Origin of the sequence: Kribbella sp. NPDC056345, from assembly GCF_042262745.1 — a bacterium.
Lineage (GTDB): Bacteria > Actinomycetota > Actinomycetes > Propionibacteriales > Kribbellaceae > Kribbella.
The window spans coordinates 41,867-65,296 of the sequence record NZ_JBHJQQ010000024.1; the positions used below are offsets into that span (position 1 = coordinate 41,867).

25 protein-coding genes are annotated in these 23,430 nt (G+C 65.4%); 7 read left to right on the forward strand and 18 right to left on the reverse strand.

All coding sequences use genetic code 11. The features are described from left to right. Window positions 1–48: 48 nt before the first annotated feature. Window positions 49–2,979, forward strand: coding sequence for a BTAD domain-containing putative transcriptional regulator (locus ACFCV3_RS40990; RefSeq protein ID WP_376040467.1), 2,931 nt, complete (start codon window positions 49–51; stop codon window positions 2,977–2,979). 10 nt (window positions 2,980–2,989) lie between these two features. On the opposite strand, the gene ACFCV3_RS40995 is transcribed toward ACFCV3_RS40990, so the two are convergent. The 4 genes from ACFCV3_RS40995 to ACFCV3_RS41010 form a co-directional block, all read right to left on the reverse strand. Beyond that, on the reverse strand, window positions 2,990–3,403 hold the full coding sequence (locus ACFCV3_RS40995) for a hypothetical protein (protein WP_376040469.1): 414 nt from the start codon (window positions 3,401–3,403) through the stop codon (window positions 2,990–2,992). Between the two features lie 3 nt (window positions 3,404–3,406). Next, window positions 3,407–4,126 carry an SEC-C domain-containing protein gene (locus ACFCV3_RS41000; protein ID WP_376040472.1) on the reverse strand — a complete coding sequence of 240 codons (720 nt, stop codon included), beginning with the start codon at window positions 4,124–4,126 and terminating at the stop codon, window positions 3,407–3,409. Window positions 4,127–4,538: 412 nt separating this feature from the next. Next, window positions 4,539–5,441 (reverse strand): PKD domain-containing protein, encoded by a 903-nt coding sequence (locus ACFCV3_RS41005; RefSeq protein ID WP_376040473.1) that lies wholly within the window; start codon window positions 5,439–5,441, stop codon window positions 4,539–4,541. Then, on the reverse strand, window positions 5,438–6,040 hold the full coding sequence (locus ACFCV3_RS41010) for a DUF6318 family protein (protein ID WP_376040476.1): 603 nt from the start codon (window positions 6,038–6,040) through the stop codon (window positions 5,438–5,440). The genes ACFCV3_RS41005 and ACFCV3_RS41010 overlap by 4 nt, the downstream gene beginning before the upstream one ends. Window positions 6,041–6,180: 140 nt before the next feature. Between ACFCV3_RS41010 and ACFCV3_RS41015 the strand changes: the two genes are divergently transcribed. Beyond that, window positions 6,181–7,065, forward strand: coding sequence for a LysR family transcriptional regulator (locus tag ACFCV3_RS41015; RefSeq protein WP_376040479.1), 885 nt, complete (start codon window positions 6,181–6,183; stop codon window positions 7,063–7,065). A gap of 36 nt (window positions 7,066–7,101) precedes the next feature. On the opposite strand, the gene ACFCV3_RS41020 is transcribed toward ACFCV3_RS41015, so the two are convergent. Next, the gene (locus ACFCV3_RS41020) at window positions 7,102–8,076 is read right to left on the reverse strand and encodes an aldo/keto reductase (protein ID WP_376040482.1); all 975 of its coding nucleotides are present in this window, start codon (window positions 8,074–8,076) and stop codon (window positions 7,102–7,104) included. An 81-nt stretch (window positions 8,077–8,157) separates the two neighbouring features. Then, the gene (locus ACFCV3_RS41025; protein WP_376040484.1) at window positions 8,158–8,622 is read right to left on the reverse strand and encodes an SgcJ/EcaC family oxidoreductase; all 465 of its coding nucleotides are present in this window, start codon (window positions 8,620–8,622) and stop codon (window positions 8,158–8,160) included. A 53-nt stretch (window positions 8,623–8,675) separates the two neighbouring features. On the opposite strand from ACFCV3_RS41025, the gene ACFCV3_RS41030 reads away from it, so the two are divergent. Then, on the forward strand, window positions 8,676–9,422 hold the full coding sequence (locus ACFCV3_RS41030; protein ID WP_376040486.1) for an alpha/beta fold hydrolase: 747 nt from the start codon (window positions 8,676–8,678) through the stop codon (window positions 9,420–9,422). A gap of 80 nt (window positions 9,423–9,502) precedes the next feature. Here ACFCV3_RS41030 and ACFCV3_RS41035 read toward each other — a convergent pair whose 3' ends face one another. After that, on the reverse strand, window positions 9,503–10,387 hold the full coding sequence (locus ACFCV3_RS41035) for a hypothetical protein (protein WP_376040489.1): 885 nt from the start codon (window positions 10,385–10,387) through the stop codon (window positions 9,503–9,505). Window positions 10,388–10,569: 182 nt separating this feature from the next. On the opposite strand from ACFCV3_RS41035, the gene ACFCV3_RS41040 reads away from it, so the two are divergent. Genes ACFCV3_RS41040 through ACFCV3_RS41050 form a run of 3 tightly spaced genes read left to right on the forward strand, consistent with a single transcriptional unit; the run spans window position 10,570 to window position 12,052 of the window. Beyond that, window positions 10,570–10,905 (forward strand): ArsR/SmtB family transcription factor, encoded by a 336-nt coding sequence (locus ACFCV3_RS41040; protein ID WP_376040492.1) that lies wholly within the window; start codon window positions 10,570–10,572, stop codon window positions 10,903–10,905. Next, a complete protein-coding gene (locus tag ACFCV3_RS41045) occupies window positions 10,902–11,546 on the forward strand; it encodes an SRPBCC domain-containing protein (RefSeq protein WP_376040495.1) in 645 nt (214 codons plus the stop codon). The genes ACFCV3_RS41040 and ACFCV3_RS41045 overlap by 4 nt, the downstream gene beginning before the upstream one ends. A 14-nt stretch (window positions 11,547–11,560) precedes the next feature. Then, window positions 11,561–12,052 carry an SRPBCC family protein gene (locus ACFCV3_RS41050; RefSeq protein WP_376040497.1) on the forward strand — a complete coding sequence of 164 codons (492 nt, stop codon included), beginning with the start codon at window positions 11,561–11,563 and terminating at the stop codon, window positions 12,050–12,052. Window positions 12,053–12,101: 49 nt separating this feature from the next. Here ACFCV3_RS41050 and ACFCV3_RS41055 read toward each other — a convergent pair whose 3' ends face one another. From ACFCV3_RS41055 to ACFCV3_RS41085, 7 genes are all read right to left on the reverse strand, one after another. Then, complete coding sequence (locus ACFCV3_RS41055; RefSeq protein ID WP_376040499.1) at window positions 12,102–12,533, reverse strand: hypothetical protein; 432 nt, start codon at window positions 12,531–12,533, stop codon at window positions 12,102–12,104. 114 nt (window positions 12,534–12,647) lie between these two features. Continuing rightward, window positions 12,648–12,881: a hypothetical protein gene (locus ACFCV3_RS41060; protein ID WP_376040502.1), complete on the reverse strand. Its 234-nt coding sequence runs from the start codon at window positions 12,879–12,881 to the stop codon at window positions 12,648–12,650. Between the two features lie 85 nt (window positions 12,882–12,966). Beyond that, complete coding sequence (locus ACFCV3_RS41065) at window positions 12,967–13,800, reverse strand: alpha/beta fold hydrolase (RefSeq protein WP_376040504.1); 834 nt, start codon at window positions 13,798–13,800, stop codon at window positions 12,967–12,969. Window positions 13,801–13,827: 27 nt separating this feature from the next. Then, window positions 13,828–15,192 (reverse strand): ABC transporter permease, encoded by a 1,365-nt coding sequence (locus tag ACFCV3_RS41070; protein WP_376040507.1) that lies wholly within the window; start codon window positions 15,190–15,192, stop codon window positions 13,828–13,830. Continuing rightward, window positions 15,189–16,154: an ATP-binding cassette domain-containing protein gene (locus ACFCV3_RS41075; protein ID WP_376040510.1), complete on the reverse strand. Its 966-nt coding sequence runs from the start codon at window positions 16,152–16,154 to the stop codon at window positions 15,189–15,191. Before ACFCV3_RS41075 ends, ACFCV3_RS41070 begins: the two co-directional genes overlap by 4 nt. Before the next feature lie 103 nt (window positions 16,155–16,257). Then, complete coding sequence (locus ACFCV3_RS41080) at window positions 16,258–16,899, reverse strand: PadR family transcriptional regulator (RefSeq protein WP_376040514.1); 642 nt, start codon at window positions 16,897–16,899, stop codon at window positions 16,258–16,260. Between the two features lie 363 nt (window positions 16,900–17,262). Further along, window positions 17,263–17,589: a hypothetical protein gene (locus ACFCV3_RS41085; RefSeq protein ID WP_376040517.1), complete on the reverse strand. Its 327-nt coding sequence runs from the start codon at window positions 17,587–17,589 to the stop codon at window positions 17,263–17,265. A gap of 77 nt (window positions 17,590–17,666) precedes the next feature. Here ACFCV3_RS41085 and ACFCV3_RS41090 point away from each other — a divergent pair, with 77 nt between their 5' ends. Next, window positions 17,667–18,293 (forward strand): TetR/AcrR family transcriptional regulator, encoded by a 627-nt coding sequence (locus ACFCV3_RS41090; protein WP_376040520.1) that lies wholly within the window; start codon window positions 17,667–17,669, stop codon window positions 18,291–18,293. Window positions 18,294–18,349: 56 nt separating this feature from the next. Here the strand turns inward: ACFCV3_RS41090 and ACFCV3_RS41095 are convergent, their stop codons facing one another. From ACFCV3_RS41095 to ACFCV3_RS41110, 4 genes are all read right to left on the reverse strand, one after another. After that, complete coding sequence (locus ACFCV3_RS41095) at window positions 18,350–18,739, reverse strand: hypothetical protein (RefSeq protein ID WP_376040522.1); 390 nt, start codon at window positions 18,737–18,739, stop codon at window positions 18,350–18,352. 240 nt (window positions 18,740–18,979) lie between these two features. After that, window positions 18,980–20,191, reverse strand: coding sequence for a methyltransferase, FxLD system (gene fxlM / locus ACFCV3_RS41100; RefSeq protein WP_376040525.1), 1,212 nt, complete (start codon window positions 20,189–20,191; stop codon window positions 18,980–18,982). An 83-nt stretch (window positions 20,192–20,274) separates the two neighbouring features. Next, window positions 20,275–21,450: a lanthionine synthetase C family protein gene (locus tag ACFCV3_RS41105; protein ID WP_376040528.1), complete on the reverse strand. Its 1,176-nt coding sequence runs from the start codon at window positions 21,448–21,450 to the stop codon at window positions 20,275–20,277. Next, window positions 21,447–23,348 (reverse strand): lantibiotic dehydratase, encoded by a 1,902-nt coding sequence (locus tag ACFCV3_RS41110; protein ID WP_376040531.1) that lies wholly within the window; start codon window positions 23,346–23,348, stop codon window positions 21,447–21,449. Before ACFCV3_RS41110 ends, ACFCV3_RS41105 begins: the two co-directional genes overlap by 4 nt. Between the last annotated feature and the right edge of the window lie 82 nt (window positions 23,349–23,430).

Genomic DNA, 23,430 nt, shown 5'->3' on the forward strand with positions numbered 1-23,430 from the left:
CGTTGTCAAGGGCCCCAGCGCGAGCCCCCGTCCTGCCAGACTGGGCCGATGGAGTTCCGCATCCTCGGCCCGCTCGAGATCGTCGTCGACGGACGTGCGATCCCGGCGCTGGCGCCGCGTCTGCAGACGCTCCTCGCGACCCTTCTCCTGCGCCCGCACCGCGTCGTCTCGGTGGACGAACTGATCGACCGCCTCTGGCCGGACGACACCCAGCCGGCGAATCCCAAGGCCTCACTGCACACCTATGTACGGCGCCTCCGCGAGATCGTCGGAGCAGATGTTCTCCAGACTCGCGGCAAGGGGTATCTGCTGGCCGCCGAGCCCACTGATCTCGCGATCTTCCGCGCTGCCGTTTCCGAGGCCGCGTCAGATCCTGCTCAGGAGATCATGCATCTCCAGAGAGCTCTTGATCAGTGGCGCGGGAGAGCGCTCTCTGTGGATCCGCATGTAGCTGTGGGGCTGAACGAGGAGCGGCTGGCCGCGACCGAGCAGTACTACGACGCCCGGCTGGCCCGCGGTGATCACGCTGATGTTCTGCCCGATCTCCAGACCCTCGCCGCTCAAGAACCGCTCCGCGAACGCCTCGGCGGCCTCCTGATGACCGCGCTCTATCGCTGCGGACGCCAGGTCGAGGCACTCTCGGCGTACGACGCGATCGCGGCTCGGCTCGCGGAGGAGTTCGGCCTCGACCCCGGCGACGAACTCCGCCAGTTGCGACAGGCGATCCTCACCTCTTCCTTGGGGTCGGCCGCGCCACCCGATGACTGGCACCCGCAGAACCAGCTCCCGCTCGACGTCCGTCAGCTGATTGGCCGGGACGGCCTGGTGGCCGAGGTCTCGAAGCTGATCTGCACGACCGACGGCGTACCGGTCGTGGTGCTGTCCGGTGCTCCAGGAGTCGGAAAGAGCGCTCTCTGCATTCGCGCCGCACATCAGCTGGTCGATCGGTTCCCCGACGGCCAATGGTTCGTACGGCTGCGGGGAGCATCCGGCCAGCCGCGGCGCCCGGGCGACGTACTGGCTGAGCTACTGCGTTCCTCGGGCGTCGACCCATCCGTGATTCCCGACGATCTCGACGACCGGGCCGCCATGTTCCGCGCTCGGCTCGCCGATCGCAGCGTTCTCCTGGTACTCGATGACGCTCGAGATGCGGCTCAGGTCCGGCCGCTGCTGCCCGGTCGGGCCGGGAGTGCCGTTCTCGTGACAAGCCGGAGCGCTCTGGGCGGCCTGATCGCGCTCGACGGTGCGATCGGCCTGCGCGTCTCGACCTTGACCGACGACGACAGCGCAGTACTGATCCGACTGTTGCTCGATGCAACTGATGATGACGCCGTTCTTTCGCTGGTTGCGGCGTGCTCCGGGCTACCGCTGGCGCTCCGGATCGCGGGCGCCAACGCGGCCCGCGGCTCGATCGCCGAGTACGTCGCCCGGATGCGAACCGCCGGCGCCCTGCCCGCGCTGACCATTGACGACGAGGTCGCAGTCAGCGCTGCGTTCCAAACGTCGTACGAACTCCTCGAACCCGCGGTCCAGCGAGGCTTCCGCCTGCTGGCCCAGTTCCCCGGCGCCGAATTCGGCCGCGACGCAGCCGCAGCATTGGTCGGCGCCGACCACGAACTCGTCGTCACAAGCCTCGAGGCCGCCAGCTTCCTGGAGCCGGTCGGCAACGACCGCTACCTGATGCACGACCTCGTCCGGGAGTACGCCGGCCTGCTCGGCCCACCCGACCTCGACGCCTGGAACGCCTTGTGCAGCTGGTATGCCGGGACGGCGAACGCCGCGATCAGCCAGTTGTTCCCGGCCGCGGTCCGGCTGCCGATTACGACGTACGACGGTGTTGTCACCGGCGACCCAGAAGCCTGGCTCGAGGGGGAACTCGCCAACATCGAGGCGATCGCGACCGAAGCCCTGCGGATGGGCCCGGCCGAGATCGTCTGGCTGCTTGCGGACATCGTCCGGCCCTATCTCTACCAGCACAGTCTGATCAGCATCTGGCGCAACCTGGTCGAGCTCGCCTCTGCGGCGTCTCCGGACGCTCTAGGGCGCGGCGCGATCGAGCACGCGCAAGGTGTGCTCGCGCGGATCACGGGCGACGCGGTGCGCGCGACCGAGCACAGCGCTCGCGCCATCGAGCTGTATCGAGAGAGCGGTTTCTCGGTGGGAGAAGCGGCGCTGCTGTGCAATCTCGGGCTCAGCTACAACGACCGAGGGCAGCTCCGGAAATCGTCCGAGCTGCTGGCGGCTGGGATCGCGCTCTTCCGGTCGCTGGGAGAAGTCGACCGGCTGCCGGTCGCGCTGCTGAACCAGTCGCTCAACTACCTGCATCTCGGCCAGTTCCGCGAGAGCATCGAGTGCGCGACGGAGAGCCTGCAGCTGGGGCTGCCAGGTCAGGGCTGGGTGGCGCTGGTGAACCGGGCGGCGGCGTACACCGACCTGGGGGAGTACGACAAAGCCGAGGCTGACATGGCGGTATCGCCCGGCAGTAATCGCCTGGATGTCATCAGTTGGCACAATTCGCTCGCCGAGGTCGACCGCTCCCGAGGTGACTACCCAGCCGCGCTGGTTCACGCCTCCGAGGCGCTCGACCTCAGCCTTGAGATCACGTCGCCGTACCACGAGTGCTTCAGCCGGCTTGTCCTCGGTGAGATCCACCTGTCGGCCGGCGATCTTCCGGCCGCACAGGCGCAGCTGGACCAGGTCGAAGTGATGGCGCGCGAGGCCGGCTACGGAACGATCCTCGCGGACACCCACGGCTGGCAGGCATATTGCCTCTTCCGCGCAGGAGACCCGGAGGGCGCTGTCGAACTAGGCCTCACCGCATTGGCCGAACTCCAGGCCATCGAATACGCGGTCGGCCAGTTCCACGTCAACACCCTGCTCGCAGACTGCTACCGCACGCTCGGCCGGCCCGGGCAGGCCGCCGTGCACCAATCCGCTGCCGACGAAATCCGGCAGCGGACAGGCTACGTCCCGGCCTAGACCGCGGGCCTCAGAGGCCCAGGTCGCGCAGGAACTCCGGCTTGTACGCCTGCAGCACGACGTACCGCGGATCCGGCACCTCCATACCCGCGTTCTTCGCCTCGTCACTGGCCTCGTCATGAGCCCCGACCGGCACGCTCGGATCCGTCCACTCCTGCTCGGCCGCATTCCACCGAGTCACCGTGTACTCCGCCGTCAGGTTGTCATCGGCAACAAGCTCCTTGACGGTCCGCTCCGCCTCCTGAGCGTCCTCCAGAGTCTGCGTGTACAGCAGCATCCGGTTCCCGTCCCGCGTCACCGTCACCTGGCTCCCGAGCCGCTTCCGCGCATCGTCGTCCAGATCCAGCGCCCGCAACCGATCCCAGAACGTCAACCCGTGCTCGTCATTCCCCAGCACGACCTCAACCCGAAACTCATCCGCCATAAATCACACCCTACAGACAGCCAACTCGGCCCCCGCGCGCAACCGGGCAGGCCCCCACGCCAGCTCACCCTCGGCCGCCAGCACCTCCCCACCACAACACCTTTTGTACCTCGCTCCGGAGCCACACCAGCAAGCCTGATTCCGCGCAGGCGGCCACGAGACCCTCTGGTCAGAACCCTGTCCCGTCTGGCCGGCAAAGAAGTCCGCCGTCCGATGCACGACAGTGAGGTCACCGCCATATCTGCGCAGCGTTCTCTCGACCTCCCGGTAATAGTCGGTGACGCTTTCGGCGGTGATCCGCACCGGCCATCTCTCCCGTGCGAACGCCAGCTCCGATCTGCTCCACACCTCGACCTGCCGACCTCTGAGCTCAGGTTCACGCAGCGCATCGAGACCGTCGAGGTACCGATCGGCCTGCTCAACCGTGCCCGCAGTCCCGAACCGATCAATGCTGTCCAGCTCAACCCCCAGAGCCCATCGCACCCGGCGACGGCCACTGATAGCGAGGTGATCCCTGAGGGAGGACGGGAGTTCACCGGCGCGCATGCCTTCAAGCGCACGGGTATACCAAATCAAAGCCTCCATATTCTCGCCGCGCTCTTCGTGCGCGACAGCCTCCCGCCAGCGTTCAAGAGCAGGCTCAAAGGCCAGCATCGCCCGGAACGTGTCCAGCTCATCGTCGGAATCAGCGCAATCGAAGTCGTCCGTCAGTAAGTCATCCATACCTGGAACATATTGAGATCGACCGCCCGCGGAGCCGTCACTTTCGCGCCTGTGGATAACTGGCACGTCGATGCGGTCAGCGCAGGTCCGCGACGACGCTGGTGTGATCGGCGCGTGTCGGGAGTTGCCGTCGACTGGAAGCACAGTGCCAATGGACATCGATTTCTGGCGGCAATCTCCTTCCACTCGACGTCCAACCGCTGTCCCTGCACGGCGACTGAACCCACCGTGCGCGCGGGCGCGGAGGATGAACAGTGGGATGGGGTCGAGTGCCTGCACTGTCCATTGGACACGTCCCGGAGGCACACACCCCGTGCGGTGGCCGTGAACAGGTTATGCATTGTGCACGGCCACCGTTTCCTGTCCACGCCCCCGGCGATTGCCCCAGCAACTAGCCTCAACTCGGGCGCACTCAGCGAGGCGGATCGACAAGCACCGGCACGGCTTCACGAACCTGCAGTGGTGTCGAAGGCCCGGTGATCGGAACTGGCCCGACGAACTGCGGTTCGAGCCCGGCAACCGAGAAGCTGGCCGCATACTCCACAGTGACGGACAGACGCACGTCACCCCGCTTCAGGTACCTGTGGGTGATCTCTTTGGAGGGATACGGGCTGCCCGCCGAGTAAGTGCTCTTAGAACTCCCGTCACCGAAGCTCCAGATGTACTTCGACGGAGTCGCCTTCACGATGACACGGAAACCAGCAACCACGACCGGGTAAGTGAGAACACCGGTCTTGTCCGTGTAGACGATCGTCTCCAGATTGACGAGCGTCTTGCCCTTTGGCTGGACATACACCGTCAACTTCTTGAACAACACATCCTTTGACTCAGTAAACACCTGGTCCCACGTAACATCCTCCGGTCGAGGCCGCACCACCGGCGGCGGCGTTGCCCTCTCCGGTACAACTGGCCGCCCCGGCACCACCGGCTGACACCAATCAGGCCCAGGCACAGACCCATCCGGCTGCACCCGCCCACAGAGCCCAGTGTTCAGCCGGACCCCCTGCTTGAGGATCTTCACCGGCTTGCGGGGCCGATTTGCATGGCTTTTGGGAGTCTTCCCCTTGCGCGAGGTAGACCCGTTCGGCGCTGGCCGTTGGCCAGTTTGTAGACGGCTCTGCTTGTTCTTTGTTCCGTGAACCTTCAATCCGGCGTGGGTCTTCTTGCCAGTGACGGGTGGTGGGGAAACGCGCGTGACAGGCTCAGTCAGAACCTGGTCGCTGACCGCTTGCTCGTTGATGGCCGCGGCCAGGCTCGGCAAGCAGAGGGCAGCCGCACCCGTCACGGCGGCGAATCCCCAGGCGGATGCCTTCATTGCTCTGCCGAGTCCATTTCGTACATGACCCAGTTCTGACCGCTCGCGGACAACGCGATGGTGTCGATGTAGTTCGTCGGCTCACTGATGATCGGCTTCGACGTAGGGTGCTCCTTCGTCGTGAACTTGCCGACCGACAGTTGCGCCTTGCCGCCGACCCTGCCAGTAGAGCCAATGGCGAGCTGGTAGACGTTCTTGATCTTGAAGCGAAAGTCTCCGCTGATCCCGCCGTTAGCGGCATTCACTTTGGCCACGAAATCCGCGTACTCCTTGCAGCCCTCGCAGCCGGACTCGCTCTCGTTCAGGAGAGCCGTGGTGTCGCCGGTGGCGGCCGCGTAGTTCTCGAGGTCTATGTAGTACCGATAGAACGCATCCGCGGCGCCCAGCGTCAGGCCCTTCGCGGCCGCGGGCCGCTCAGGTGCACCGCTCGGCGTCGAGGTTGGGGTTGAACTGTTGCTGCCTGACGTGGTCGGAGTAGACGTCGACGGTGGAGCGGTGTTGGGGCGGCCGGCCTCCGGGCTGCCGGGGCCGCAGGCGCTGAGGGCGAGCGCGCCGAGGCAGGTGGCAGCGAGGAAGGCCGGTTTGTTGCGGATTGTCACCGATGTCACCTCTCCGTAGTCATCTCTGATCGTAGACGGAGTGAGTGCTAGGAGGGATCCCCGTTGGCGCACCTGTGGATAACTCGGCAACATTTCACACAGCAGAATGGGGTTGTGGTGATCGACTAGAGTTCTTAGTCATGGAGCTCAGGCATTTGGAACACTTCGTGGCCGTCGCTGAGCAGAAGCACTTCACGCGGGCGGCTGAGGCGATGTCCATCTCGCAGTCCGGCCTGTCCGCCTCGATTCGCGCGCTCGAACGGGAGCTCCGTGCATCGCTCTTCGTTCGCAACACCCGCAGCGTCGAGCTCACCGAGGCGGGACGCGCGCTCCTCTGCGAAGGCCGCCGTACCCTCGCCGCCGCCGAGGCTGCCCGCGACGCAGTCGCCGCAGTCCAAGGCCTCCTCCGCGGTCACCTAACCGTCGGCCTGGAGCAGTGCCTCGGTGTAGTCGACGTACCGGCACTCCTAGCCAAGTTCCGCTCCGCCTACCCCGGCGTCGAGATCGAGGTCCGCCAGGGCGGCTCCACCCCAATGCTCGACGAACTAGCCTCCGGCCGCCTCGACCTCGCTTTCGTGGCGACCGCCGGCGACCCGGTCGACGGCCTCGACCTCCGCTCGCTGTCCCGTGAGCCAATGGTCCTCGTCTGCGCCCCCGACCACCGCCTGGCTGTCGGCCGCCCCGTATCCCTGGACGATCTAGCAGGCGAGTCCTTCGTCGACTTCGACCCGACCTGGGGCGCCCGCACCATCTCCGACCGAGCCTTCACCACCGCCGGTGTCGCACACCCGGTCACCATCGAGGTGAACGACGTACACACCCTCCTGGCCCTGGTCGCTCACAACCTAGGCGTAGCCCTGGTCCCCGAGCGCATCGCAGCCAAGCGCGGCGACCACGTCACGGTCCCCCTCACCCCCGGCAGCGCCGCCGACTGGCAGGTCTCAGTAGCAGTCCCCACCGGCACCGCCGCCTCCCTGGCCGCCGACGCCCTCCTCGGCATGCTCCCCACGACCGCAGTCCACTAGTACGGACGGCCGCCGTACGACGGCCGTCCGTCAGCACTACCAGGCGTAGTCCTCCGGAGCGGTCTTGTAGCCCGGGAAGATCTCGTCGAGCTTGGCCAGTGCCTTGTCGTCGAGCTTCACGTCGACTGCGCGTACGGCGGACTCCAGCTGCTCCATCGTCCGCGGACCCACGATCGGCCCCGTCACCGCCGGCTGGTGCAGCAACCAGGCGAGCGCGACGTCGCCCGGCTCATGCCCGAGCTCATCCGCAAACGCCTCGTACTGCTCGATCTGCGGCCGCAACCTCTCGAGCGCCTCTTTCGCGCGCCCCTCAGTACGCCGTACACCCTCGTTCTCCTTGCGGATCACGCCACCGAGAAGCCCACCCTGCAGCGGCGACCACGGGATGACGCCGAGCCCGTACTCCTGCGCGGCCGGCAACACCTCCCGCTCGACATCGCGAACGATCAGGTTGTAGATCGACTGCTCACTGACAAGCCCGTTGAAGTTCCGGTTCGCCGCAGCCGCTTGTGCCTGCGCGATGTGCCAACCGGCGAAGTTGCTGCTCCCGGCGTACAGGATCTTTCCTTGCTGTACGGCGACCTCGATCGCCTGCCAGATCTCATCCCAAGGCGTCGCCCGGTCGATGTGGTGGAACTGGTACAGGTCGACGTAGTCCGTCTGCAACCGCTTCAGACTCGCGTCGAGCGCCCGCCGGATGTTGAGCGCCGACAGCCGGCTGGTGTTGGGCCAGTCCGACTCCATGTCGCCGTAGACCTTCGTCGCGAGCACCGTCTTCTCGCGGTTCTTGGGATCCTTCGCAAACCACTCGCCGACGATCTCCTCGGTACGCCCCGGATAGATCGCACGCCCGTACCCGTTGGCGGTATCGAAGAAGTTGATGCCCTTCTCGTGGGCCGCATCCATGATCGCGTGCGAGTCCTCGACGCTCGTGTGCGGCCCAAAGTTCATCGTGCCCAAACAGATACGGCTGACAGTGAGGCCGGTCCGGCCAAGATGAGTGAATTCCATACCTCCCAACCTCCTCCTCGTTGGGACGACCTGTCCAACAGGAGAATCCACTCAGTTCAATCACCACACGTTCTAAGTCCGCTACTTCCCGGGGGCGAAGACCGGGTGCTTGTCTGTGCTCGCCGTCAACTCATCATCAGGTACGCCGATGTTCTGGGCGGCCGTCAGCAGCCACTTGCCGTCTTCCTTGGCAAGGATCCATAGCGGCGAGCCCACATCCGGTCCTTCGGGTGTCTGGTAGATCTGACGCAACTTGACGGCGGCAACGTCGGGCCGGATGAACATCAGGTGCTCCAGTTCGAAGCTGACTGTCGTGTCCTTCATCGCGCCGGGAAGCACCTGATGGGTGAATTCCGAGATCGCATCCCGACCGAACAGACGCTTGCCCCCGCCCGTTGTCCAGATCGCGTCAGCCCGGAACAGACTGAGAAACTCGTCGGGAAGCTCGTTGTTCTGGGCGTGTTCGACCGTGCTGATCACCTGCATGATCGCTTCGATCTCATGCTCGCGGGTCGCTGTTGTTGTGCTCACGAGACCAACCCTCATACCTCAACCAGGCTTGAGATCAAGAGGTCGCAGCTACTACTAGGCTCGTCGCCATGGCGACCACCACCTTCAACGTCGACGGCTACGACCTCGCAGCCGACATCTCGGGAACAGGCTCCCCAGCAGTCGTCTTCATCTCGGGCGCGGGCTGCGGCCGAGACTCCTGGGACGCAGCCATCGCCGTACTGCGCTCGAAGACAACCCGCCTGACGTACGACCGCGCCGGCATCGGCGACAGCGAGACACCGGATCTGGCATCCCGCACGCTCGGCGCCGCCGCGGAGGAACTACGCGGGTTGCTCACTGCGGCCGACCTTCCAGGACCGTTCATCCTGGTCGGCCACTCACTCGGCGGTCTGATCGCCCTCATCTATGCCGCGCAAGGGCCAGAAAACCTCGCCGGCCTGGTCCTGGTCGACACCTCCGACATCCACCTGAACCTGGACATCGACACCCCCATCCTCACCGCCCCCGACGGCGACCTCGCCTTCGACATACCAGCCAGCGTCGCTGACGTCACCCGCAGCAGGCGTCCCCTCGACATCCCCAGCATCGTCATCGCCAGCCGCCCCGGCCACTGGCTGGAAGACGAGACCATCGACTTCACCCGCTGGCACCCCTTCACCCCTCTCGAGCTAGACACCCGCTGGCAAACCCACCAACAATCCCTAGCCAAAGACCTAGGCGCCACCCACAAGGTCGCCCGCTATGGCGGTCACACCATCCAAACCGACGACCCAACCATCGTCGCCGATTCGATAGACAGCCTTATCGACCTCGCCCGGCGGTCAGCCCGATGACCGAGAACGCCGCCGTCACCTAGACCCTCCGCCGACGGACAGGTTCCACACCTGAAGCATCCGGCGGTCAGCCAGCTGTCTCATTCGTCGGAAGTTGCGTCCAATGGAGAAATCTCCGTGCTCGCGCGATCTGGCATCTGCTCAGGTCGGCGCCAGCCGGGTCCAAGGAAAGTCGAGCCGCGACCGCCTGCCCCGATCCATCTCGGGTCGATGTCATCATCCGACGCGCGGATCTCTCCACTCAGGGGGCGGAGGGCCAGGATCTCGATGCCACCGAGGTGGCCGCCGGCCACTGCGGTCTTGTACAAGCACTCGAAGGGAGACTTCGACCGGACAATCCGATTCTCCAGGAACTGCTTCTCTCTCATCAGTCGAGCACCGGCCCAAGTGCCGTAGCCGAAGGAGCCCCCGATAACCACCGCTTCCGCGTGATGCAGCACCTCGGAGCGCGACAACCGAAGGATGAGGCCGTAGTCCACTCCCGTCCCCGAACGGATCCGCGGCTCGTAGTAACACCTGGCCAGAAGATCACTGATCGCCACCTCGTGAGATTCAGGATCGCCGAACCTCAGCGTCGTCTCGGCACGCTCCGTCAGGGCCTTCGTGACATGACTGCTGTCGGGTCCTCCCAGCGACACCAGCGCGCAATCCGCGAGCTCACTTCGGGCGATGTGCGACGCAAGCCGGACATCGACCTCCGCCCCGATCCTCGCAAAATCCGACTGCAGATCTCGAAGCGCCAAGGTGTCCCCGACGCCCATCAGCCCGCTCTCTTCCCAGGCGTTCCCCTCAAGAGACGGTCCACCAATGACCACTCTCACCTGCTTGCCCGCGACGAACGGCCGCCAGAACCGCCGCGGCCCCCGAGTACGAAAATGCGCCCTGACAGGCTGCACCAACGCACCAGCACCGGCTCCGATCGCCCCTGCAGCCAGATTCACCGCAAGATCCCCAGCAACAGACATGTTCGCTCCCTCAAGCCATGCTGACCCCCCGATTCTGTGGCGCCAGACCCCATTTGGCCACCCAGCCGGCTTCATCCTGTAGCCAAGGCAAGCGTGGGTGTCCTTCCGTCCCGCGTCGGCCGACACTGTCTGTGAATACCAGCTCTGGCTTATATAAGCAGAGATCGGTACGATTCCGATTCATGCACGCGTTCGACATCCTCGGCGACCCTCGGCGCCGGCGCATTTTGGAGCTGCTCGCCGACGGTGAGCAGTCCTCTGGCGCGATCACGGACGTGATCCGGGCCGAGTTCGGAGTCTCCCAGCCGGCTGTCTCACAGCACCTGCGCGTGCTGCGTGACAGCGGGTTCGCCTCCGTGCGGGCTGAGGGCGCTCGCCGGCTCTACTCCGTCGAGCCCGCGCCGCTGAGCGAGGTTGACGTGTGGCTGGGCCGGTTTCGCCAGTTCTGGGAACAACGCCTCGACGCCCTGGAAACGGAGCTGGCCCGAGGCCGGCGTACTGAAGGAAACATGACATGAAAGATGTCCTGGACGAACTGGCCGCCGCGCACCGGGCAATGGGCAAGGGCAGCGTGCCTGCCGGTGACGCCTACACCATCGAGGTACGGCGGCGCTACGCAGCGCACGTCGACGACGTCTGGGACGCCCTGACCAGCCCCGAGCGGCTGCATCGCTGGCTGAATCCGATCACCGGGGATCTGCGACTCGGTGGGACGTTCGAGTTGGACGGTGGTGAGCACGGCGAGATCCTCCAGTGCGAGCCGCCACATCTGCTCAAGGTGTCCTGGCTCTACGGCGCCGACGCCGACGCATGGCCCGGCACGAGCGAGGTGGAAGTGCGCCTGGCCACGGGCCCGTCCGGCGACACCGAATTCGAGCTGATCCACGCAGCGATCCTCGAGGAGCCCCTCTTCCCGACCTACGGCCCCGGTGCCGGCGGCGTTGGCTGGGACCTGGCCCTCCTTGCCCTGGCCCGGCTGTTGGCCAACGGCGAGACCGCCAATCACGAGGAGGTCCACAAGTCGCCCGAAGGACGCGAGTTCATCCGGCGCAGCGCCGCAGCCTGGGGCGAGGCCCACCTGGCCGCCGGCGGCGAACCGCAACATGTCGCCGCCGCAGTCGAGGCCACCACCAAGTTCTACGCACCTGACCCGACCTGACAGGAATGCGCGCCATGAAGTACACCAACTCGATCGAGATCGCCCTGCCGCTGGAGAGAGTCGCTCAACTGCTCGCCGTCCCAGCACACATCCCGAAATGGCTGCGTGGCGTCGTCCTGCACGAGCCGCTGAGTGGGATCCACGGCCACCTCGGTACCAAGTCGCGAGTCGTCATGCAGTCCGGAAAACGGCAGATCGAATGCACCGAAACGATCACCCGCCGCGAGCCGACAGACCTGCACAGCATCCCCCAAGGGACCGTCGTCCACTTCGACCGCGAGATCGTCGGCGCAGGCATGTGGAGCGACATCCACGATCGACTGACCGAAGCCAGTCCGACGACGACGCTCTGGGAGCAAGACAGCGAATACCGCTTCAGCAACCTGCTGATGCGACTGCTCGGGCTCCTCATGCCCAGCGCCTTCCACAAACAGTCGCAACAACACATGCAGGACTTCAAGGCCTTCGCCGAACAGGGAAAGGACGTCCGCGAAGAAAAGAGCTGACCTGCCGCAATCAGCAACGAGATCGCGGGCGCCGATCGGCGCCCGCGCCCTAGGGCAGGCAGCTACGGCCCGGGAGGTGCTCTTGCGGGATGAACGCGTTGGCAGGTTCCCGTCCGACCTCGACGCGAATCTCACGGCGTCGGGTGGCGACGTACTCGCGGACCATCCAGTACGACACCACCCCGGCCCCGTCATGTTCGTCAAGCAGTCGATCGAAGATCCGCTTCGCCGTGTGTCGCTGCTTCCGCGGCGCGTCGAGGTCCGAGCGCAGCCAGTCGTCGATCGCCACGCGGTACGCGTCAAGCCGTGAGCCGCGTTTGGGCGGTTGCTTTCTCTCCTTCGGCCATGCAGATTCCAGCGCCGCTGTCACGGTTCGGAAGCCGACGCCGTGCTTGCGCTGCAGCGCGCGGTTGGACATCTCAGATCGGGCATCCCGTCGGATCGCCGCGTACAGGTCGACCCGGGAACGCGGCTGCGTCATCGGTGGCACTCCTGACGTGAGCACGCCATGAGCACGCCGTGGGCACGACTTTCGGCACCGGGCCACCGCCCGGGAACGGTGACCGCATACGACCACAGCCCGGAATCACTGGCCCTACCGAGGTGCCTGGTCATGTGCTGCGCAGGGCTTCGGTGGGCGGTACTGAGTCGGCCCGGAGTGGAGGGTACGACCGACGACGGAGCCGATGAGCAGCGAGTAGGCCAGGTCGAGTCCCACTGAAGCCCAGGTCAGTACGACGGCCCGGCCTTGCGTGGTGACGAAGACGTTGGTGACGAGCACGCCCAGGATCAGGCCTGTGATGCCGCCGACGACATCAACCTCTGACACCACCTGTCCGCCCCGTGTCCCTGGCGCGACGAAGATCTGCTTGCGCGGTGCCTAGTCGGTCTTCCCGCAACACCTCGCAGACCCCTCAGCGTTCGCTGCTGAAGAACCGTAGCAACAGCGGGCCGACGGTCTGTGGGTCGACGACATGATCCGGCCCCTCGAGGGTCTCCCGTTGAGCGTGGGGTAATTGGTCTGCAAGCTCGTCGGCTGCGCGGTCGAAGAAGTCCGAGGGCAGGCCTGCCATATAGGGGACCGTGATCGGTCCTCCGGTGGTGACCAGGACCGGTTGGGTGACCGTTGCCAGTCGATCGGCCGGCAATTGGTAGCGGTTGAGGAAGACGCTGTCGTGGACCAGCGTGGGCGCGAGGGCGACCGAATGCGCCCAATGCGCCGTCTGCTTGCCTGCCGCTTTCCTGGCCGCGATGTTGTCGTCGGAGGCGCCGCTCAAGCGCATGAACAGTTCGAGAACCTCCTCGTCTCGCCCGGCGTCGAAGGCGCGTCGGGTGTCCGCGACGTACTCCTCGAATCGCTGGCGGATGTCGTCCCCGACCGCGTAGGGCACCTCCCACACGGCGATCGTGTCGATGGCTGACCCGGCCGCGGCCGCTTCCAGCGCCAGCGCGCCACCAGAGGACGCCCCGAACAGGTGTGCCGAGCCGCCCGCCTCCGCGATCAACGCATCCAGGTCCTCGATCTCCCTCTTCACGGCGTACGGCTCGGTGAAGCCGCTCGCGCCGCGTCCCCGACGGGCATAGTTGTAGACCGTGAAGTGCTCGGCGAGAGCCGGCGCCAAGGGAGCGTTCTCCACCCCCTCGTCGAGTGCTCCGCCCACCAGAATGACGGCCGGACCGCTTCCCTTCCGGTCGTAGGCGATGGTGGTGCCATCGTTTGATGTCACGCGAAAGGCCATCTCGTTCATCTCACATCTCCGTTCGAGAGGTTTGTCTCAGCGCCTGAGCAGCGTGCCGACGACGGCCTCGGTGCGCGACCACCGCGTCCTTGCGATCACGGCCGCCACGATGAGTAAGGCGAGCGGCAGCCAAGGGCTCTGCTCGAGCACGAACTGATCGGTGATGACAGCACCGGTCAGCAATGCCGCCAACCCGAGACTGGCCAGGCCCGCCAGAGCCGGGATCAGAAGTCCAACCCCTCCCGCGACCTCCAGCGCTCCGACCAGGTACCGGAGCCACTGGCCAGCCCCGATGTCGGCGAACATGTCCAGCATGACCGGGTCGCCGGCGAGCTTCGAGATTCCGCCGCCGGCGATTATCGCCGCCAGCACGACGTGCAGAATCCAGACCCCGATGCTGCTCGCCCGCCCGGGCGTGTGCGCAACGGTTTCCGAGTTGTTCTTGGGGATGGTGCTCATTCGGCTCTCCTTGTCGTGTCCGGGCCTGGTAGCGGTGATGGCGTTGGCCGAGTGGGCCGGGTTGTCGGAGTTGATTTCGACCAAGTGCTCGCGGTAGCGGCATCTACTTCTTGTTGCGGTAGAGGACATGGTGATGGGACCGAACACCGCGACGAGAAGTACGGACGAGACGAGCACCCAGCCGATTTCCCCGGCGGGCACCGAGCCGTCCATCAGGCCGCGTACCACGGTCGCCAGGTGGGTGATCGGGTTGACCTCGACGACCGCCTGCATCCACCCGGGCATCGTCTTCGGGTCCACGAAGATGTTGCTCACGAACGTCAGCGGGAACATCACCATCATGCTGACCCCCGCCACCGAGTTCGGCGTGCGCAGGATCAGGCTGAGCATCGTCCACAGCCACGACAGGCAGAACGAGAACACCAGCAGCAGCACCACCGAGAGCACCACCCCGACGGCGCCACCCTCCGGCCGGAACCCTAGGACCAGGCCGAGCGTGATCACGATCGCCGACCCGATCGAGTAGCGCATCACATCGCCGAGCAGGGCGCCGACCAGCGGCGACGGTCGCCACACCGGAAGTGACCTGAACCTGTCGAACACACCCTTCTGGATGTCGGTGTTCAGCGTTATGCCGGTGTTCATGGTGATCATGACGTTCGCCTGCACCAGGATGCCGGGCAGCAGGAACTGCAGGTACGCCTGTGTCGACCCGGCGAGCGCGCCGCCGAACAGGTAGGTGAACATCAGCGTGAACATGATCGGGAACATGGTCACGTCGACGAGCTGCTCCGGGACGTGCTTGATCTTCAGCAAAGCGCGCCAGCCGAATGTCAACGAGGTGAGCACCGGACCGGGGGGAGACGGCCGCTCACCGGCCAACAGCACACTGCGCAGCGCGTCCTCGGTGATCGACGCCTGCTCCGCGGTCGTGGCATTCATGCGGCATCCTCCTCGGGTGTCTCCTCGGCGGCGTGTCCGGTCAGGGTGAGGAACACCTCGTCCAGGCTCGGCTGACCGAGCGCGAAGTCGGTGACGTCGATGCCGCTGCGGGACAGCTCGGCCAGGGCGCGGGCGACCCGCTCGGGGTCGGAGATCCGCGCGGACAGCGCGGCCGGGTCGGCGGACGGTTCGGCCGGCACCTCGAGGACGCCGGCGAGGACCCGTTCGGCCTCGGCCCGCTGCTCGGGCGCACGTAGCCGTACGTGCAGCGAGCCGGCGCCGACCGATGCCTTGAGCTGGCCGCTCGTGCCCTCGGCGATGACCTTCCCGTGGTCGATCACCGCTATCCGGTCGGCCAGTTGGTCGGCCTCGTCGAGGTACTGCGTGGTCAGCAGCACGGTGGTGCCCTCGGCGACCATGCCCCTGACGATCTCCCAGACCTGGTTCCTGCTGCGCGGGTCGAGCCCGGTCGTGGGCTCGTCGAGGAAGATCAGTTCGGGGGTGACGACCAGGCTCGCCGCGATGTCGATGCGCCGGCGCATCCCGCCGGAGTACTTCTTCACCTGCCGGTCGGCCGCCTCGGCAAGACCGAACGCGTCGAGCAGGTCGGCCGCCCGCTCCCTGCCTCGGCGGCGTGAGTAGCCGAGCAGCCTGGCGAGCAGCAACAGGTTCTCCACCCCGGTGAGGTCCTCGTCGACCGACGCGAACTGCCCGGTGAGGCCCACCCTGCTCCGCACCGCCTGGGCGTCACGCACGACGTCGTAGCCGAGCACTTGCGCCTCTCCGGCGTCGGGCCGCAGGAGCGTGGCCAGCATGCGGATCGTGGTGGTCTTGCCCGCCCCGTTCGGACCGAGCACGCCGTACACGCCCCCGGCGTTCACGGCCAGGTCCACACCGGCGACCGCGTGGGTCGTGCCGAAGCTCTTCTTCAACCCTCTCGTCTCGATCGCGAAATTTCCCATGGGTTCGATTCCTTCTCCCGGTGTTGCGAACGGATTGGTTGAGCTAGTCAAATTTGACTACTTGGCCAGAGTAAATGAGGAGAAAATGCCTAGTCAAGCTTGATTAGGAGCGCATCTTGAGGTGGCCGGGGACCGCTCGCCACGAACCTGGATCATCGGCCATGGTGTAGGCGCCCTCAGACAGTCGCTTGCTCAGACTCTTCGCCCACTCCAGTTCGGTGCGTGCCTGTCCCGCCCACAGTTCGGCCTGATCGCGGACGTGCTCGGGGGTGTCCCGGTTGGGGTGCTCCCGCCACTCGGCCTGCACTACGAGCTCCGCTTCCAGTCGCGCGACCCGCTCGTTAACCTGCGCGATGGCATCCGTCCTGGTCAGCATGGGCAACATGGCGATGGACGCGTTGAGCATGTCCGGGTCGTGGGTGCGCCGCAGACCGTCGCGGACCAGTTCGACCATCTCGTCACGTCCCCGAGCTGTCGCGCGGTACAGAACGCGCTCCGGCCCGGAGTTGCCCGGCTCGGCGTGTTCGGTGAGGAGGCCATCAGCCGCCGCCTTCTTCAGTGCGTGATAAATCGAGCCGGGCTTGATCTTGGCCCAACTCTCCGCACCCCAGCTCTGCAGTTCGGACCGCACCTGGTAGCCATGCGCGCCGCCGGAGAGGTGCACGATACCGAGTACCAGGAGCTTCGTCGCCGACAGGCGCCCACCTCCGCTCGACCCTCTCGTCTCGATCGCGAGCCTTCCCATGGGTTCGATTCCTTCTCCCGTGTTGCGACCGGATTGGTAGAGGCTAGTCCAGTTTGACTACTTGGCCAAGGTACACGAGGAAGAAACGTCTAGTCAAGGTTGATTAGGCGCGCATCTTGAGGTGATCGGGGACCGTTCGCCACGAACCCGGATCATCGGCCATGGTGTAGGCGCTACGAGCTCCGCTTGCGCGCCCGCCAGGGTGGTGTCAACTCCCACCAACACTAGGGTGCCCTCCTGGTCCGGGTGGTGTCAGCACTGACCTACAAACGGTGCTGGTGGAGACCTCCCGAGCCACGACGGGCTCTCGCCGTTGTCGCGGAGGCGATCGATGAGGTCTGCGCCTGCACGCCGGCTGGGGTTCTACTGACCGTCTTTGCTCAGCGGTTGTCGTGACCCGAAAGTCGCAGTGTCCTCGAAGACCGCTTCGAGCTGGGTCGACTCGACGATCTCGGCCAGTCGAGCCGCCGAGTCCGGATGGACCAGGGAGGCGAGTATCTCGGGAAAGTCTTGCGGGGTGGTGTCCACCTCGAAGATCGAGATGATCTGCCGTTGATGGGTGATGTTGTGGCTGATGCTCACCCCCGAGGGGTAGGAGTCCTGGGTTAGGCCAGGGGGAAGCCACGCTTGGATGAACTCGTCATCAGTGACGCCTGGCTTCAAGGTGCGGGCGAACACGGCACGCAGCATGCGGTCTCCTCTGGTCGACTGATGGACGGGGCAAGCGTCCTTTCATGTAATTCACATTACATGAAAGACTGGATCTCATGTCCCGCACTGTCGACTCGGCTCACCGTGACCGCCTCGTGGATGCGGTGGCGCGCGATCTGCTCGCGCATGGTCTGCCGGGAGCATCACTGGATCGTCTCGCGGCCGCGGCCGCGACCAGCGCCCGGATGCTGGTGCACCACTTCGGATCCCGTCAGACACTGATCGACGCCGCCCTCGACCGCGCCCGGGGCTGGGAGATGGACCACGCACGTGCCGCGCTGCCGCCCACCCAGGACTTCATCGAGGTCTTGGCCGCGGCATGGGCATGGTTCGGCGGCGACGAGGCAAGCCAGTATTTCCGGCTGTTCGGCCAGGTGGCCGCTGTCGCCCGGCTTGACGGGCAGGTCAGTGTGTCGCGATCACAGCTGACTACCGAGTGGCTGACCATATTCGCCGACGGCTTTGCCGCAGTTGGCTGCCGAGCCGAGGTAGCGCAGCGACTCGCCACTGGCCTACTCGCGCAGATACGTGGGTTGCTCCTCGACATGGACTCGACCGGCGACCATCGCCGGATCGAGCGCGCCTATCAGGACTACATCGCACTGCTGGCCACCAGTTCACACCTGCCAAGGACGGCCGGCACCCAGCCGCCGGGCCGGCGCAAGCCAGCGGTGGAGCGGTAGTCGATCACGCAACCAGCGACAGAGCCGAACTTTTCACAGTGCCGTCTGTATCGCAGTCAGCCCAGTTGGTGATCCCAAGCGAGTTGGAGGACTGCCGCGCCTGCAGCCTGCATCGGTTTGTGGTGCACGAACTCATCGCTCACCTTGGCGGTGATGGGCTGAGGGGCGAGCACCCGACCCTCAGCGTTGGCTTCGACGACCTGTCCGAAGAGCTCGGCGAACATCCGGGAGTCGATGGTGACCACGGTCAACAGGTCCGTCGCGACAGTCAGCGGGTCGACCCCGAGCCCAACGCAGTGCGCCCGGACCGATCCGTCGTCGAAGCCCGCCGAGAGGCGAGCAGCGAAAGGCCAGTTGGCATAGTCGATCGGCGCGACGCTACTTGCATAATCTTCGGACTCGCCCAGCAGTTCCTCGGACAGTTCGCGGAGGACATTGCGCCACACAGAGAAGGCCTGCTGCTCGTTCCATGGTGCGTCCGCGCTTGGCTGGAAATGCCGGCGGGCACGACCTGGTTGAGCCCGCTGGCATGCCAGACCTTTTGCAGATCTCTCCAGTGGAGAAGGAAGGGTGGATCACCGGTTCGCTCGTCACAGCGATTGGTCAGAGCACTGATTGCGACGTTGACCGGCCGCTGCGTTGCATCCCACGGATCCCCGATGGAGAGGCCAGCGGCGGTCGGAGCCTCAGGGCACGCTGACGACTAGCCGCGATGCAGCCTTCTCGATCACCTCATAGTTCATTGCTTGGTCAACCGAGATGGCCGAGCTAGGGCTGCCGGCTAGGCATGCGCGCACAGTTGGCCGGGCGTTGCGGTCGTGATTCCAGGCCTCGATCTCGTTGCACAGTTGCCCGGCGAGATGTCCGCCGTACGGCCCGTGGCCGATGGCGCCGAGCTCGAACCTGCCCTCTTCGACTTTCCTGAAGACGAGGTAGGCCAGGCTGTCGTCATCGGCCAAGGCAGGGCTGCGGGCGGGGATTGCAGGCGTGCACAGCCCAGCGTCAACAGCAGCACGGTCAGCTGCGATGCGACAGATGCGGCTGTCGTGACCGGTGATGCGCAGCCAGATGCCGTCGAAGGGTTCCTGTGGTCCAACGAGAACCTCCGACCAGACGATCTCCTTCGGCTGATCGAGGACACCGCTCAGTTGCGCCGCGTCGATCGTCTGATCGGCGTCCCAGTACAGGGTCACCAGGCCGTCGGCATCGATGGCGCCGCTGCGCTCACCTTCTTGTCCGATCATGGGGACGAAGCCGCACAGCTCCAGCGAGTCCGACACAAGCGTGTCGCCGTCTCGGACGAAAGCGACGCTACGGGTCTGGCCGCGCCAGCGCAGCGGAACGACCAGGCGGCCATCGGGAGCCAGTTGTTCCCAGAACGCAGGCGTCAGGTCCCACGCCCCAACAGTGAAGATGATGCGATCGTACGGCGCGTTCTCGGGAGCCCCGAGTGATCCGTCGCGAGTGATGACCTCGACGTGCTCGTTACCGGTCGCGTCAAGTCCGCGTCGAGCGCCGGCCGTGACCTCGGGATCGATATCGACAGTCGTGACCACACCACCAGGACCAGTGAGCTGCGTCAGGAGGGCTGCGTTGTAGCCGGTGCCGGCCCCGATCTCGAGGACGCGGTTGCCGGGCTGAACCTGCAGCTGGTCGAGCATCATGGCAACGATGGTGGGCACGGAGGCACAGCTCAGCGCCGAACCGTCGCTCGCGCGTTTGGTGATGACCGCGATGTCGTCGTACGCGTCCTCAACGCTGGATTCAGGAACGAACGCGTGCCGCGGGACGGTGCGCATCGCGTGTTCGACTGCCGGGCTGGTCGCGTGGCCGGCTGCCTTGACGTTGTTGACCATGGCCGCGCGCAAGGTCTCCGGTGAGTTGGTGATGGTGTTCATTGGTTCCTTTCATGGAGCCCGGGCCTCTATAGGGCGGCTGGCTGATCGTAGTTGGGCGGACGGACAGTTCTCCGAGACCGCAGTTAGCCGCTGAGAAGCAGACACGCGTCCCAGGTGAATATCGACTCGGCGGTCGACGTGGCAGCCATTCGGACCAGGTCGACGCCCGTACTCCCCTCGAGGAGGTTGGCGTGCTGCTGCGAGCCCTGAGACTGAGCGAACTCGTCGAGCCGGCGTCCCAGTTCTGGCAGCTCCGCGCTCAGCGGGCTCTGAGGGCCTGCGTCCGCGGCGGCTCGGATGGTCGCCTGGATGAGCCCTGCCCACCCGTGGCAGAGGGTTGTGTCGCCGAGTTGGGCGAGCTGTGTGTCGTCGGCGATACAGCTGAGCAATGCGGCTTCTGCGAGGTGCTGACGGGTTCGATCGTTTAGAGCAAGTCCGGCTAGTTGCTGAGCTCGGGCGATACCCGGTGTGCCGTAGCACCACGATGGCCGCTGGGGGCCTGGCTGTTGAAGCGCGTCTGATTCGACCTCGTGCCTGGTAATCGTCCCTGGCCACCAGGCTCCTTCTCCGGCGGCCTGCTGCCAGTGGTCAAGCCAAGAGCAGATCGCTTGAATTGCGTCGATCTGTCCCGAAACCTGGCGCCCATGCCGCACAGCAAGGGCCATGAAGGCGAGTGGACCCGAGATTCCATGGGCGACGCCGAGATTGCCGTGGCCACCTGGCCAGTACTCCGAGGGGTGATCGGCGGTGTCGTTGGCGGTCCACCATCCTGGCAGGATCTGACGGTTGAGGGAGAGCGGTTCGCAGAGGCGAACGAGGTACGCCAGCACTGCGTCGAGCACCTCGCCACCGCCGCGCCGGCGGAGTTGGTACACCCCGAGCCCGGTCAATCCGCTGATGAGGTCGAACTCGCGCAGCTCGGGTAGCAGGCCGCGGTCGATACGCCGATGTGCTCGGCGGAGCCTTTCTCGGGTGAGCGCGTCGATGTGATGGTCGAGCGTCGTGAGAGCTCGTTCGTACGTCGGCTGTTCGGCGGTAGCCAGCACATAGGCGATTGCTGGCGCGCCCTCGAACAGACTGCTCTTGACGTGTGCCGCGACAGGAACGCCCGTCATTTTCGTGATCTGCTCGTGGGCTCTGGCCCAACTGCCTTGTCCGGTCCGCGCCTGTTCGATGTCGAGCAGAGCCCGACCTGCAAGGCCGCGTCCTAGCGACTGCTTAGCAGCGTCTGATGGAAGCTGCCGCGTCGCGGCCGTCACTGGGGCACTCCAATCGTTTGTGCCTGCCAAGCAACCGCGGCTTGCCGAGCCAGGCGCCGGCACACAGCCTCGCTCTCCCGGTCGACGCCGATGGTTCGGTTGTGGTGCATGTGCAGGAGCGATTCGAGGACGTCGTTGATCCGCGCCTTGTCAGGCAGCTGTTCGCGGTAGCTGGCCAGCACGGCGGCACGCTGCTGCCAGGCACTGGCCAGCTCGCTGTTCCAGCCCGGGATGGTCAGTGGCAGGCCACCTCGAGTCAGCGTGACGACCAGATTGGTGAGAGACCGGTCGGCGATCGCATCGACCGGTGGGCGCTGATTCACTAGCCACGAGCAGCCTGAGTCCAGGCCGCCGAAGAAGTCAGCGAGTGTGCCGAGCATGTTGACCGCGGTCAAGGCGGCCGGATCGATGACGGCGCTCGGTAGGTGCCGCAGTTGCGCAGCGGCCAATTGTGAGTCGGCAACGAAGACCGCCTCAGGTGCGGTCATTGCTGTGCCGTGTCCGTAGCGGCCGGTCTCCGGATAGTAGGTGTCGACAACCAGGCGGCTGACTTTGCCGTCGTCTCGAAGTTGCTCTGCCCAGGCACTTGCTGCCAAGAGCAATCCGGCACTGTGATGAGGGTTCTGTGCTCGCAGGCGCAGCCGCAAGTGGTCGGTTTCGCGGGGGCTTCGATAGCGAGCGAACCAATACTCAGGATGGTCGATCTCGCTGAGCAGTCGAGGAAGCTCAATAGCAACTAGATTGCTTAGTTGTTCGGGATGGGTGTGAAGCTTGAGATAGAGCCAACAGGCCCCAGCGGATGCAGGCAGCTGCCCGTGATTGCGGTTCGTGGGTCTCCCACCAACTGCTGCAACTGGTGGCGCCGCGGGCGGCCTTGTCGTCCGCAACGGCATGGCGATGTCGTGCGCATGACTACCGATCCAGCCGAAGTCTCCGGCCTTAGCCGTCTCGGTGAGGACGACGAAGCCGTGTCTTGCGAGAAGATTGCGCACAATGGTTGCGTGGGCCGGCTCAGTCAGCGTGAGCGGTAGCGACCGATCAGCATCCTGCAGTTCAACCGTCACGGGGCAGGCCCATCGTCGCCGCCAATCCGCCAATGACGCGCGCCAAACGATGTCGTCGGCGGACGACGAAAGATCGTCGAGGGCCAAACGCCAGGTTGCCGGTGACAGGATCGATTGCCGGTATCGCACTCGAGGCAGGAAAGGCAGTTGCTGCGCGGCAGGACCCCAGTCGAATCGATGCCAGGCCGCGCCAAGGCTCTGCGACAGATGGGCCAGGAGACGCGCCAATGGTGGTGATTGCTTCTCGATCGCCAGCGCGTGAAACGACTGCGGCTCGATGACTCGGCGCTGCGAGACGCTGACCAGGTAGAGGTTGTCGCGGGTGGCCGTCACCGCAAGGTCGTTGAGCGGAATTGTGGTGTCGTCATCGCTGCGGTGTTCGCCGAGCGACAGAACGTGCGGAAGGTAGGCAGGCACTCGACTGATGTTCTCGGCGTGAGTGAACGCAGGCGGACACGACAGCTGGACTGGCAATGCGCCGTCGACGCCTGTCGGTACGCCTCGATATGCATCCTGCAGGCCGGCCTCTGGTGCCAAGTACGCCAATCGCGACGTGAAGGTCCCAGCTGAGCGACCTGGGTGCACGACGAGGGTGTAATCGCCGCGATCGAGTGCATCGGTTGACGCGGCACGAAGCTGTGCGGCTAGTTCGACATGCGGCGGGATCGGCCGCTCAATCCTTGGGCTGCCCACCGCGAGCCTCTGGATGAGCTGATCAGTCAGGACGACTTCCGGGCTGTTGTCGGCCATGGCGCCCCAGGCCAGTGCGAGCAGCCGTTCGTCACGCTCTGACGGTCCGCTGGGGTTCGTGGTCGCTGTACCGGAATTTGTCAAGGTGGTTGAGGCCAGCGTGAGTTAGGCGGCGGTCTGATGAACCGCTTTGTGTTGTTGGGTTTCGGGGACAGGTGGGTTGATC

Bases quoted from the DNA above. Each gene is read 5' to 3' on its own strand.
- ACFCV3_RS41015 (WP_376040479.1), top strand. From the start codon at position 6,181: ATGGAGCTCAGGCATTTGGAACACTTCGTGGCCGTCGCTGAGCAGAAG.
- ACFCV3_RS41050 (WP_376040497.1), top strand. From the start codon at position 11,561: ATGAAGTACACCAACTCGATCGAGATCGCCCTGCCGCTGGAGAGAGTC.
- ACFCV3_RS41035 (WP_376040489.1), bottom strand. From the start codon at position 10,387: ATGTCTGTTGCTGGGGATCTTGCGGTGAATCTGGCTGCAGGGGCGATC.
- ACFCV3_RS41040 (WP_376040492.1), top strand. From the start codon at position 10,570: ATGCACGCGTTCGACATCCTCGGCGACCCTCGGCGCCGGCGCATTTTG.
- ACFCV3_RS41025 (WP_376040484.1), bottom strand. From the start codon at position 8,622: ATGAGGGTTGGTCTCGTGAGCACAACAACAGCGACCCGCGAGCATGAG.
- ACFCV3_RS41075 (WP_376040510.1), bottom strand. From the start codon at position 16,154: ATGGGAAATTTCGCGATCGAGACGAGAGGGTTGAAGAAGAGCTTCGGC.
- ACFCV3_RS41030 (WP_376040486.1), top strand. From the start codon at position 8,676: ATGGCGACCACCACCTTCAACGTCGACGGCTACGACCTCGCAGCCGAC.
- ACFCV3_RS41005 (WP_376040473.1), bottom strand. From the start codon at position 5,441: ATGAAGGCATCCGCCTGGGGATTCGCCGCCGTGACGGGTGCGGCTGCC.
- ACFCV3_RS41000 (WP_376040472.1), bottom strand. From the start codon at position 4,126: ATGGATGACTTACTGACGGACGACTTCGATTGCGCTGATTCCGACGAT.
- ACFCV3_RS41020 (WP_376040482.1), bottom strand. From the start codon at position 8,076: ATGGAATTCACTCATCTTGGCCGGACCGGCCTCACTGTCAGCCGTATC.
- ACFCV3_RS41065 (WP_376040504.1), bottom strand. From the start codon at position 13,800: ATGAACGAGATGGCCTTTCGCGTGACATCAAACGATGGCACCACCATC.
- ACFCV3_RS40990 (WP_376040467.1), top strand. From the start codon at position 49: ATGGAGTTCCGCATCCTCGGCCCGCTCGAGATCGTCGTCGACGGACGT.
- ACFCV3_RS41085 (WP_376040517.1), bottom strand. From the start codon at position 17,589: ATGCTGCGTGCCGTGTTCGCCCGCACCTTGAAGCCAGGCGTCACTGAT.
- ACFCV3_RS41055 (WP_376040499.1), bottom strand. From the start codon at position 12,533: ATGACGCAGCCGCGTTCCCGGGTCGACCTGTACGCGGCGATCCGACGG.
- ACFCV3_RS41045 (WP_376040495.1), top strand. From the start codon at position 10,902: ATGAAAGATGTCCTGGACGAACTGGCCGCCGCGCACCGGGCAATGGGC.
- ACFCV3_RS40995 (WP_376040469.1), bottom strand. From the start codon at position 3,403: ATGGCGGATGAGTTTCGGGTTGAGGTCGTGCTGGGGAATGACGAGCAC.
- fxlM (WP_376040525.1), bottom strand. From the start codon at position 20,191: ATGAACACCATCACCAACTCACCGGAGACCTTGCGCGCGGCCATGGTC.
- ACFCV3_RS41080 (WP_376040514.1), bottom strand. From the start codon at position 16,899: ATGGGAAGGCTCGCGATCGAGACGAGAGGGTCGAGCGGAGGTGGGCGC.
- ACFCV3_RS41090 (WP_376040520.1), top strand. From the start codon at position 17,667: ATGTCCCGCACTGTCGACTCGGCTCACCGTGACCGCCTCGTGGATGCG.
- ACFCV3_RS41070 (WP_376040507.1), bottom strand. From the start codon at position 15,192: ATGAATGCCACGACCGCGGAGCAGGCGTCGATCACCGAGGACGCGCTG.